This window comes from Nonomuraea aridisoli, from assembly GCF_003236395.1.
GTDB classification, from domain to species: Bacteria; Actinomycetota; Actinomycetes; order Streptosporangiales; family Streptosporangiaceae; genus Nonomuraea; species Nonomuraea aridisoli.
Genome location: NZ_POUD01000295.1, coordinates 1 through 10,861, shown reverse-complemented (window position 1 = coordinate 10,861; position 10,861 = coordinate 1). Strand labels below are relative to the sequence as shown.

At 74.3% G+C, this 10,861-nt stretch carries 9 protein-coding genes; 5 read left to right on the top strand and 4 right to left on the bottom strand.

The window, feature by feature from the left end; translation table 11 throughout:
- Window positions 1-1,178: NHL repeat-containing protein (locus tag C1J01_RS40820; protein ID WP_220040358.1), on the bottom strand; the 1,178-nt coding region annotated here is incomplete at its 3' end.
- Window positions 1,179-1,343: 165 nt separating this feature from the next.
- Between C1J01_RS40820 and C1J01_RS40815 the strand changes: the two genes are divergently transcribed.
- The 3 genes from C1J01_RS40815 (at window position 1,344) to C1J01_RS40800 (ending at window position 7,085) form a co-directional block, all read left to right on the top strand.
- Entirely contained in the window at window positions 1,344-2,570 is a 1,227-nt protein-coding gene (locus C1J01_RS40815; RefSeq protein WP_235854996.1) for a hypothetical protein, read from the top strand.
- Window positions 2,567-3,817 (top strand): hypothetical protein, encoded by a 1,251-nt coding sequence (locus tag C1J01_RS52730; RefSeq protein ID WP_235854995.1) that lies wholly within the window; start codon window positions 2,567-2,569, stop codon window positions 3,815-3,817. Before C1J01_RS40815 ends, C1J01_RS52730 begins: the two co-directional genes overlap by 4 nt.
- Before the next feature lie 70 nt (window positions 3,818-3,887).
- Complete coding sequence (locus tag C1J01_RS40800) at window positions 3,888-7,085, top strand: coiled-coil domain-containing protein (protein WP_235854994.1); 3,198 nt, start codon at window positions 3,888-3,890, stop codon at window positions 7,083-7,085.
- A gap of 19 nt (window positions 7,086-7,104) precedes the next feature.
- On the opposite strand, the gene C1J01_RS40795 is transcribed toward C1J01_RS40800, so the two are convergent.
- Window positions 7,105-7,701: a short chain dehydrogenase gene (locus C1J01_RS40795; RefSeq protein WP_111184405.1), complete on the bottom strand. Its 597-nt coding sequence runs from the start codon at window positions 7,699-7,701 to the stop codon at window positions 7,105-7,107.
- A 268-nt stretch (window positions 7,702-7,969) separates the two neighbouring features.
- Between C1J01_RS40795 and C1J01_RS40790 the strand changes: the two genes are divergently transcribed.
- On the top strand, window positions 7,970-9,322 hold the full coding sequence (locus tag C1J01_RS40790; protein ID WP_235854993.1) for a PAS domain-containing protein: 1,353 nt from the start codon (window positions 7,970-7,972) through the stop codon (window positions 9,320-9,322).
- Window positions 9,323-9,324: 2 nt separating this feature from the next.
- Here C1J01_RS40790 and C1J01_RS40785 read toward each other — a convergent pair whose 3' ends face one another.
- Window positions 9,325-9,864, bottom strand: a complete 540-nt coding sequence (locus C1J01_RS40785) for a TetR/AcrR family transcriptional regulator C-terminal domain-containing protein (RefSeq protein ID WP_220040357.1) — start codon at window positions 9,862-9,864, stop codon at window positions 9,325-9,327.
- Window positions 9,865-10,014: 150 nt separating this feature from the next.
- Here C1J01_RS40785 and C1J01_RS50535 point away from each other — a divergent pair, with 150 nt between their 5' ends.
- Window positions 10,015-10,191 carry a hypothetical protein gene (locus C1J01_RS50535; RefSeq protein ID WP_181449243.1) on the top strand — a complete coding sequence of 59 codons (177 nt, stop codon included), beginning with the start codon at window positions 10,015-10,017 and terminating at the stop codon, window positions 10,189-10,191.
- Window positions 10,192-10,229: 38 nt separating this feature from the next.
- Here C1J01_RS50535 and C1J01_RS40780 read toward each other — a convergent pair.
- On the bottom strand, window positions 10,230-10,861 hold a 632-nt coding region (locus C1J01_RS40780; protein WP_328589731.1), incomplete at its 5' end, for a citrate/2-methylcitrate synthase.

Sequence of the window (10,861 nt, the reverse complement as noted above, 5' to 3'; positions counted from 1 at the left end):
GGGTCGCTGTGCGTGGGGTCGGGGCGCGGCGTCGGCTTCGGCTTGGGCGTGCTGGTCGGCCCCGGCACGTCGGAGTCGTCCTTGTCGATGTCGTGCTTGCGGCCCTCGGGGTCGATGACGACGGCCTTGTCGCCGTTCTCGTCGTTGGCCCACAACAGGCCGTCCTTGACGAACACGTCCACCGGGCCCGGCCGCTCGGCCACCCGCAGCGTGGTGGGACGGCCGCCGGCCGCGCTGTCCCAGACGATCAGCGACCCGCTGCCGCGGTCCGGCACGTACACCTTGGAGCCCAGCACCTGCGGCACTCCGAGCCGGGCCGGGTCCCGCACGGCGAACTTCGTGCTCAGCACGGAGTTGGAGCCGGTGTCGATCAACACGAGCAGGCCCGCGTCCCCGGGGGCCAGGATCGGCACCAGCGAGCCCTCCGCGGCGGCCGGGGTGAGCGCGCCGCCCCTGCCGGCCTGGGCGACGCCCTTGGGCAGCGTGATCTCGCCGACGCCGCCGTCCTCGCCGATGATCGTGGCGGTGGCGGCGCGGCTGTTGACCACGACGGGCAGGCCGCCCGCGATCGTCACCGACAGCTCCTCGCCGGGCTCGCCGACCTTGAGCGGATCGGCCGCGACGCCGTCCCGTACGGGGACGACCTCGCCCCTGGCGGTCACCGGCACCCACAGCCGGCCGCCGCCGTCGACGCGGGCCGCGCCGAGCGGGGCCGGCAGGGTGATCGGGGCGCCCACGGAGTCGAGCGTGACGGGGTCGATCTGCTGGACCCGGCCGGCCGCCGGGTCCACCGCGTACGCGCCCGCGCCGGACAGGGCGATCTGCAGGCCCGCCGCGCCGAAGTCGCGGGTCTGGGCCACGCTGAGCTGGCCGGGTTCGATGCGGCTGACGAAGCCGGTGGCGTCGTCGACGAGCAGCACGTGGCCGTCGTCCTGGACGACGCGCAGCTCGGCGCCGGTCTTGTGGTCGAGGTAGCCGTCCACCTCGCCGGACAGGCCGTTGACGTGCACGAGCTTGCCCCTGGCCGAAGTCCACAGCCAGGCGCCGACGTCGGCCAGCTTGGGATTGGCGCTCGAGACGCCCACGCCGAACCACGCGGCCACCGCGACCAGGACGACCGCCGCCGCTCCCGCGATCATCGCGGTGGTCTTGTCCCCGCGGAGCCTCTGCGTCCGCACCTCTCATTCACCCCGGTATGTACGAATGCTGAGCCTTTGCCCCCTCTTCACCGGGCATCACCCTAGCGGTCACGCATCACTCACGCGCGCATACTGGCTGGTAGCAATGGGGGCGATGGTGCCGGCGGGCCCAGAGTGTCGGTGCGAAGCCGTACCTTAGAGGCCGTGTCCGAACAGGCCCTGTCCGATCAGCCGTCCGATCAGCCGCTGACGCTCGACGCCGCCCTCACCGACGAGGCGGTGCTGTCGACCTACCGCCGCATGTTCGCCGCGCTCGCCCGCGACAGCGGGGCCGTGGTCGACGACCCGGTCCTGGTCGACATCGCCGAGACGCTGTTCACCGCGTTCGCCGAGGCGGGCGAGGAGTGGCTGACCCACGAGCAGATGCGCCACGCCTGCCGCGCCTATCCGGCCGACCAGTTCGACAACCGGCTGCGCGTGCTCAAGGGGCTCGGCGCGATCCGCGAGGTGTTCCCCAAGCCCAACCAGCTGCGTCATCGCGCGTCGTTCACCAGCGTGGTGGGGCTGATGTTCATCCGGCGGATGATGGACGACGGCGGCCAGTCCGAGATGCACCGGCTGCTCGCCCTCGAAGACCTCAACGTCGCCGACCCCCGCACCACGATGGAGGAGGCCCGGCAGAGCGCGGTCAACCTGTCGCGGGCGTTCCGGCTGTGGGCGCTGGAGCTGATCACGCTCACCACGGGCACCATCGAGGAGCTGCGCGAGCAGGCGCCCAAGCTGTGGGGCACCGAGGAGATCGCGCGGCGGGCGCAGGGGCTGCACGCCACGATTCTGACCCGCTGGCCCGAGCTCGACCGGGTCTGCACCGACCTGCGGGCGGCGATCTACGCCTACAGCGACGCCTCGCGCCGGGCCGCGGGCCGCCTGGCCGACTCCGCGGGCACCACGCGCAACCTGACGCTGCTGCCGTCGGAGACGTGGCGCACGTTCGCGCAGACGGCCTCGCGTGAGCGGCTGGCGGCGGTGCTCGACGGGTTCGTCTTCGACGCGCCCGCGCCGTGGCACGACCCGGCCGCCATCGCCCGCGCGGTCGACGAGGCGCCACGCCCGGCGCCCGTCCAGCCCACTCCCCCGCGCTCCGCCCTGCCCGACCCCGGGCCCGGCTCCTCGCTCGACTCCTCGCCCGACGCCGCCCTCGAGCGGCTGCGGGAGGTCGCCGAGTCCCTGCTGGGCGAGGCCGCGCGGGTGCCGCTGACCGACGTCCTCGGCCCCGACTGGCCCTCGGCGCGGCGCGTCCTCGCCGACCTGACGACCATCGACCTGCGTCCCGAGCTGCCCTACCGGCTGACATGGGCCGACGGGCTGACGATCGACCCGGATCGCGAGCCCGCCTGGCTCTCCCACGGCCACCTGGAGCGCACCTCATGACCCCGAAGCACACCCCGCCCGCCGACGGCGTGGCGCACGTGTGGGCGCGGGCCGAGGGGCCGCTCCCGTTGAGGGCGGGGATGGCGGCGCCGGCCGGGATGGTGCGGTTGACGCGGCCCGACTCCACCGGGGAGGCGCTGCCGGTGTGGCCCGACGGGGTGACGCCGTCGCTCCTCGACGAGCACCAGGTGGCGCCCGTCCCGGTGGAGCGGTCCGGGGAGACGCGGCGGGTGCTGGCCGCGATGCTCAAGTGCTGCTGGAGCGATCTGTCGGCCGACCCGTGGCCGGGCGACCCGGCGCCGGTCGAGCTGGTGCTCGACACCTACCGCGCGCTGATCGGCCGCACCGACGACCTGATGCGCAACTGGGCGATCGGCGCGCTGCGCCGCCTGCACGACTCGGCGTGGGCCGTGCTCGACGACGGCGTGGTCTCGCTCGGCCCGCGCTGCGCCCTGTGGCCGGCCGAGTCCCACGCGCAGCTGCGCGAGCTGGTGCGCCGCCTGCCCGAGCCCGAGCGTCCCGAGCTCACGGTGGTGGCCGACGCCGACATCGTCGAGGCCGCCCGTCCCGCCGAGCCGGGGCACGACCCCGCGGCGGAGGGCGGCGGCCGGGTGGAGACGGCCGCGGCCGAGTTCGACGACCTGCTGGCCGGCTACGACGAGCGGCGCCGGGCCGAGCTGGTGGCGGCGTTCATGGTGGTGGAGCACGCCGCCGAGCCGGTGCAGGAGGTGCGGCTGGGCGCCCTGCGCGACCCGGCGCTGCGCCACACGCTGGGCGAGATGCTGGCCCGGCGCGGCCGTACGCTCATCCAGCATCGCGACCGCTGGATCTCCGGCTACGACGACGCCGTCGCCGCCCAGGCGCTCGCGGCGGGCGGCACCCGGCTGGGGGTCAGCGAGCGGGCGGTGCTGGCGCTCGTCCTGGTGCACTCCGTGGCGATCCCGAGAGCCGAGGGGCTGCTGCCCGAGGACTCCTGGCTGTCGCCGCACCCGACGCCGGTCGAGGAGCTGCGCCGCCACACCCAGCTCCCGATCGGCGAGCTGGAGGCGGCCTTGCGCACGCTGCGCCACGCCGGGCTGCTCTCACAGGTGAAGGCGAGCGAGGAGGCCGGCGGCTACGTGCCGGGCCCGCAGTTCCACCGGCTCACGCCGGCGGCGCGGCGGCGCCTGCAGGAGGAGCTGATCCTGGCCGCGGGGCCGAACACCCCGCTGGCCGCGGCCGTGCTCGCCCGCAGATCGGCCAGATGACCGCCCGCGACGCGCGGGGCGGGCCAACGACAACAACGCAGGAAGGGTTACGGGGGGCAAGGTGTCGCAGGTGGAGAACGTCGTCGGAGACCGGGTGCTGATCGCCGTGCAGGCGGTCAACATCTCGCGGCTGTCGACGCATCCGGTGCCCACGGTCCCCGGGACGCTGATCGTGGTGGCGGGCGCGGGGCCGAAAGACTCCAACGGCGCGGGCAAGTCGTCGTTCATCGCCTCGATCACGGCGCTGCTCGGCGACGAGCAGTGGCGCTTCGCCTCGGGCGCCAAGGCGGTGTCGGAGCTGCTGTTCAACGCCGAGCTGGCCAGCGGGGCCGGCAGCCGCCAGTGGGCGAGCGCCGACCACGGCTACATCGTGGGCGTCTTCGCCCCGCCCGGCATGGACGGTTTCCCCGCGCAGGAGCCGCACCCCGTGGCCGCTTCTCCGTCTCCTCCGGCGTCCGGCGAGGCGGCGCAGGACGATGGGGCGCAGGACGATGGGTCGCAGGACGATGGGGTGCTGCTCAGTGAGACGGCGCCGGGCGAGACGGGCGGCGAGTTGTTCGAGGTGCCCGACACCTCCGGCGGCGCCCTCACCGTGTGGCTGCGGGTCAACCAGGAGGCGCCGCACCTGGAGATCCGCTGGCGGGAGGGCGTTCACCTGGCGGCCTCGCCGTCCGAGGCCGAGCGGGTGGCGCGGGCCGACGAGATCTGGGCGTCGCTCCCCCGGTCCGCCGGCAAGCGCGACGTGGTGGCGCGCGACCTGACGAAGGTCCTCTACGGCGACCGCGTCAGGTGTGTGTCGTTCCTGTCGACGTCCGTGCGCAGCAAGGTCGCGACCAACCTGCTGTCGCAGCCGCTCAACGAGATCTCCCCCGAACGCGTCTTCGAGGCCATCGCGGCGCTGACCGGCCTTGACGCCGAGCTGGAGCAGGAGCGCGAGGCCCGCCGCGACGAGCACGCCAGACGGGTGCGGGCGGCGCAGGCGGGCGACCGGCTGGCGGAGTTCGAGGCGGAGTCGAAGGCGCTGCTGACCACGTTCGACCGGCGCGACCAGGCCCGGATACGCCTGGCCGAGGCGCTGCGCTGCTGGCGCGGCCGGCAGGCCCGCAAGCTGGCCGACGCCGCCGCCAAGGACGAGTCGCTGGCCGCCGACCTCGATCGCCACCGCGCCGCCGGCGAGGCGGCGGCCGAGGCGGTCGCCCTGGTCCGTGCCGAGATCTCCACTTTGCGCGAAGACACCCTCGACCGGCAGGTGGCCGAGGCGCGCAAGGAGCTGGCGGCGTTGCAGGCGCGTGCGGCCAAGCTCGACGCCGACCGCGCGGTGACGGAGAACTCCGCCGACGAGTTGCGCGGCCTGATCCCGGCGCTGGAGGAGACCCGCCGCTTCGCCGACGGGCGCGACGTGCCGACGGCCGAACGCGAGCTGGCGGACGTCCGCGTGCGGCTCAACGAGGCGCTGAAGGCGCTCGGGGTGGCCGACCAGGAGGTGTCGTCGGCGCAGGCGGCGCTCGACGACGCCGAGGGCGGCCCGGCCGCCGCCCAGCTCAACGCGCTGGCGGCGGCCGGCATCGGCGCGACGGGCCTGCTCGACGCGCTCGACGTGGCCGAACAGGCCCGCGACGCCGCCCACACGACCACGGGCCCCGGATCGGGTGGCGCGGCCGAGCAGGGCTCGGGCGTTGTTCCCGGTCAGGCGTTGGGTGAGGCGCTCAAGGCCCGCTACGGCAAGGCGCGGCCCGCCGGGCTCGCGTTCGGCGAGTTGCGCGGGTGGCCCAACGAGCACGCCGTGATCGTCGACGCCGCGCAGCTCGACGCCGCCGCCGAGGCGCTGGCGGGGTTGCCCGGGTCGGTGCTGGTCAGCGCGGCCGGGGTGAGCGTCGTGGGGGCGTTCGACGGGGTGGCGACCGGGCGCGAGGCGCGCATCAAGGCGGCCGAGCAGCGGCTCCACCGGGCGCGCGACGTCCAGGAGACGGCGGCGCAGGCCGTACGCGACGGAGAGGAGGCCGTCGCCGAGGCGCAGCGGCGGCTCGAAGGCGCCAGGGCGGGCGTACGGCTGGCCGAGCTGGAGGCCAGGCTGGGCGAGCGGCGCGCCAGGCTGGCCGAGCTCAACGCGGCCGTCGAAGAGCTGGGCCCCAAGGTCGCCGAGGCCGAGCGGCTGGCGTCCGGGCTCGACTTCCGGGCGCGTACCCGTGACATGGAGATCGAGCGGCTGGAGGGCCGCAGGCAGCGGCACGAGTCCGAGCGGGCGCAGGCCCGCGAGCTGGAGACGAAGGTCACCGCCGAACGCGAGGCGCTCAAGCTCGACGCGCTGGCCGCCGACTGGGGCGGCACGGTCGACACGGCCCGCGAGTGGCTCGCGGCCCTGCCCGAGGAGGAGCGTTCGCGGGCGGCCGACGAATGGTGGCGGATCGCCGAGCGCCACCTCGACCAGGCGGTGCGTGACACGTTCCCCGAGGAGGAGGCGGAGCTGCCCGAGGAGCTGCGGTTCCTGCTGAGCGAGCGGGAGGGCAGCACGGCGCGCGAGCAGGCGACGTTCGCGGCGGTGTGCGGGTCGCTGGCGTCCTACCTGCGCGGCCAGGAGGAGTACGAACGCCACCAGCGCCGCCAGATCGAGGCGCAGATCGTCTCCCGCCAGCGCGACCTGGCGGCGGCGGCCAGGGGCGCGGAGGAGGCGGCGCAGTCGACGGCCGTGCACCGCGCGGCGCTGACGGCGGCGATCAAGGCGCGGCTGACGAGGGTGGCCGAGGAGTTCGACAAACTCGACACTTCCTACGGCGGCTACGGCGCGACCTTGGAGTTCCCGGTGCCGCCCGCGCCCGCCGACCCGGAGCAGCGCTGGCAGTGGCGGGTGACGCCGAAGTGGCGGCGCGGCGAGGGGCAGGGCTACGTGCCGTACAACCGGCGGGCCAACACGGCGTTGATGGACGAGAAGGCGGTCAAGCTGGTGTGCGCGGCGGCCATCGCCTCCTCCGGCGGCGGCCATCTGTGCCTGGTGCTCGACGAGCTGGGCCGCAACCTGGGCAAGGAGCACCGCAGGGAGGCCGTGGCGCTGTTCCGGCGGATCGGCGAGACGTACGGGATCACCGTGATCGGGGCGCTGCAGGACGACATGGAGCCGTACGCGATCGACGCCTGCGGCCAGTACGTCAAGCTGCGCCGGTCGTCGGACGCGATGCCGTACAACGAGCCGCCGGTGATCGTCGGCCACGACCAGCACGCCGAACGCGTGCGCGCGCTGGCCGCGTACGTCGATCGCACCGCCGCGGTGTGAGCCGGCGTCGGCGCCGTGATCAGTGGGGCGTTCCCGGGGTCAGGGTGCGGCCGTGGACGGTGCCTTCGATCGCCTCCAGATAGAGGCGGGCCACGTCGGCCGCCGGGGTGCCGGCGGCCGGGTCCATGCCGAGGGCGAGCAGGGTCTCGCGGATCCAGCCGGGGCTGACGACGTTGAGGCGGACGCCGGGCGGCGTCTCGACCGCGGCGGCGTGGACGAACGCCTCCAGGCCGGTGTTGATGAGATGGCCGAGCGCGCTGCCGGGCACGGGCTCGGGGAAACGTCCGCTGGTCAGCGTGACGGACGCCGGGGCGGTCAGGTGCGTGAGGGCCCGCCGGACGAGGTTCACCTGGCCGATGAGCTTGCCCTGCAGGCCGTCCCAGAACGTCGCGTCCGAGGAGCCGATGAGCGGCGCCATCGCGCCGCCGACGGCGCAGCACACCACCGCGTCGACCGGGCCCAGCTCCGTGAAGAGGCGATCGACGGAGGCGACGTCCGTCATGTCGACCCGTACGTCTCCGCGGCGGGAGGCCCGTACCACCTCGTGGCGCGTCTCCAGGGCGGCCGCCACAGCACCGCCGAGGGTCCCCGTCGCCCCGATCACCAGTACCTTCACGTCGTTGCCCGTCTCATCCGTGCGTGCTGTCCGCCGCCCGTGTTCGGGCATCCGGACGACGGTGGCACACCCCACAGGCGCCGGCAACTCCTGCGGGCGGGCGCGGCAGGGCTTTGTGCCCTTCCGCAAGAGGGCGAAAGTCCCGAATCGCCGGGACTTTCGACCATCCACCGCCGGTGGCGGCGCCCGCGAGAATGCCACCCACAGTGACGATCATCTTGGGTGGGCGCCGTGCCGGCTGAGTTCGGCACGGCGGGGAAGGAGAGCCGTGCGGAGCAGCCGCGAGGGGGCGGACGTCCACGAGCTGACGATGGGAGACCAGGAGCTCTTCTTCTCCACCACCGACCCGCGCGGGGTGATCCGGGAGGGGAACTCGGTCTTCGTCCGCGTCTCGGGCTTCGAGCTGGAGGAGCTGGTCGGGGCCCCGCACAACACGGTGCGTCATCCGGACATGCCGGGCGGCCTATTCCGGCTGGTCTGGGACGGCCTGCAGACGGGGCGCCCGATGGGCGCCTACATGAAGAACCGCACCAAGGACGGCCGCTCCTACTGGGTGTTCGCCACCATGAGCCCGCTGCGCGACGGCCACGTCTCGGTGCGGATGGCCCCGCGCGGGCCGCTGTTCGACTTCGCCCAGCGGGTGTACGCGCAGGCGGCCCACGCCGAGCGAACGGCGATCCAGACGAACGGGATGAACCGCCGCGACGCCGCCCTGCTCGGGAAGGCCCACATCGAGGACTCACTGCGCCAGGGCGGGTTCTCCTCCTACGAGGAGTTCATGCTCCACGCGCTCCCCGAGGAGGTCTCCGTCCGCCGCCGTTCGGTCGCCGCCTCGTACGCCAGGCCCGGCGCGCGGGGCTCCATCGCCGAGATCCTCGCCGGGACCGGCGCGCTGGACCTGGTGCTGGAGGAGTTCGTCGGGCACCTGACCGCGTACCAGAGGTTCGGCGACGAACTCGCCACCATCTCCTCCGGGGTGCTCGGCATCGCCCGCCGCCTGAACACCTCCGTGCTCGCCGCCCAGCGGGCCTCGGAGCTGGTCGAGGACTCCGCGCCGGTGCTGGCGAACGTCGCCCGGGTGATGGCCGAGCCGATGGGCGAATCGGTCGAGACCCTGGAACGGCTGCAGGCCGAATTCGGCCGGTTGCGGGCCGACCTGACGCGGCTGCGCTTCCAGATCTCGCTGGCCGGTCTCTACAACACCATGGCGGCCGAATTCGCCGCCGAGGTGTTCGACGGCGCGGCGCCGCCTGACGCCCTGGCCGCCGTGCCGTCGCTCTGCGACGCCGCCGAGGCGGGCATCGTGGAGATGTCCGCCCAGGTCCAGCGGGTGAACGCGGCCCTGGACGACGGCGCCGATCTGGTGGCGGAGGCCGGCGCGCGGCTGGAGAAGTTCCGTCTCTTCCTCGGCCAGTGGCGCAACCTCGTCCTGCGCCACCAGGCCGGACACGTCCTCGGCGACCGGGTGCGCCCCATCGACGAGGAGCTCTTCACCGGCTGGGAGTCGGTCGAGCTGCTGCGCCGCGTCGGCCGCCGGTGCGAGTCGGCCGTCGTCCCCTTCGACCCCGCCGCGTTGCGGCGCCACCTGGACCGGATCAGAGTCGCCCCCGCCTCCCGCTGACGTCACTGCCCCACCAGGGCGGCGAAACCGTCGAGGTGGCGCGCGAGGCTGTACTCGAACAGTCCGTCCACATCCGCCACCGTTTCCGCGGGAACGGTGGCCAGCAGCGGGAATCGTCCGCTGCCGAGGAGTTCGTCGGCCCGCTTTCGCTGCACCAGCCACCACCGGTCGAGCGTCACGCCGGTCTCCTGCTCGGCCTCGACCTCGTCCGCCAGGGACAGCGCGACGGTGTGGACGAGCGCGTGCAGCGTGAGCGCCTCGCGAATCCGCGTCTCCATGGGCAGCCCGAGCCCGTCGAGCGCGCGCAGCGTCCACTCGGTGTGCGTCATCATGGTGGACACCAGCAGCGGGCGTGTGAACGAGACGGCCCTGGGCAGCCAGAGGTGTCGCCGGCACAGCTCCCATTGCCGGCGGGAGATCAGCTCGAGCTTGGCCCGCCACCCCTCCAGCCCCGGGACGGGAAGCTCCGTCTCGCCGAAGATCTGGTCGGTCATCCCCGTCACCAGTCCGTCCTTGTTCGCCACGCGGCGGTAAAGCGACATCGGCCCGACGCGAGGTCGGCCGCGAGCCGCCGCACCGACGAAGGGGTGAGCCGGCTGCTCGACATGCTGGAGCCGGACGAGACGGCCGCCATCCCCCTGGCCGAGGCGCGGGGCGAGGCCCACACCTGGGGCCGGATTCCCCGGACGTAGGTGCGTCTCACCCTCGACCGGCTGATTCCGCCGGCGCTGCAGGACCGGTTCATCGAAGAGGCCGACCGCCTCACTCCGGACAACCCGACCGACGTCCGAAGCGTCGCGGCACCCCATGTCGGCCCGTTCGACCGGCTCGAACTGGTGGAGATCTTCGCCGAGCTCGCCACCCGCTGACCCGGGCAGGCCCGGCGTGGGCAGGCGGGAGCGGCTCGTCAGGTCCTCGGCGGTTCCGTGGCCACAGGGAGGCCGGTGTAGGAGGCGCGCAGGCGCAGGAGGGTGCCGCGCTCGTACTCCTCCATGGCGTGGGCCAGCCAGCCCGCCGTCCTGGCCACCGCGAAGACGGCCTCGCCCGCGCCGGGCGTCATCCCGCTCACGGCGGCCAGGGCGGCGAGGGCGAAGTCGATGTTGCTGTCGGGCAGGCGGCGCCTGCGCATCTCGGCCAGCAGGGCGTCGGTGGCGGCGATCCGCTCGTGGTCCGGCGCGGCCTCCTTCACCAGGTCGAGCAGGAGGGCGCCGCGGGCGTCGCCGTTCTTGTAGACGCTGTGGCCGAAGCCGGGGATGCGCTCGCCGCGGCGGACCCGCTCGGCGACGGCGCGGGCGGCCTGGCCGGGCCGGCCGACCTCGGCCAGCAGGCGTTCGGCTGCGTGGGACGCGCCGCCGTGCAGGGAGCCGCCGAGCACGCCGAGCCCGGTCAGGACGACGGCGTACGGGTCGGCCTTGGCGGAGGCGGCGACCCGGGCGGCCAGGGTGGAGGCGGCCAGCTCGTGGTCGGCGAGCAGGACGAGCGCGGCCCGCAGTGCCGTCAGCAGCTCGGGGGTGGCGGGGCGCGGGCACAGGCGGGACC

Coding starts and splice junctions, on each gene's coding strand:
- C1J01_RS52730 (WP_235854995.1), top strand. CDS start 2,567: ATGACCCCGAAGCACACCCCGCCCGCCGACGGCGTGGCGCACGTGTGG.
- C1J01_RS40785 (WP_220040357.1), bottom strand. CDS start 9,864: ATGTCGCTTTACCGCCGCGTGGCGAACAAGGACGGACTGGTGACGGGG.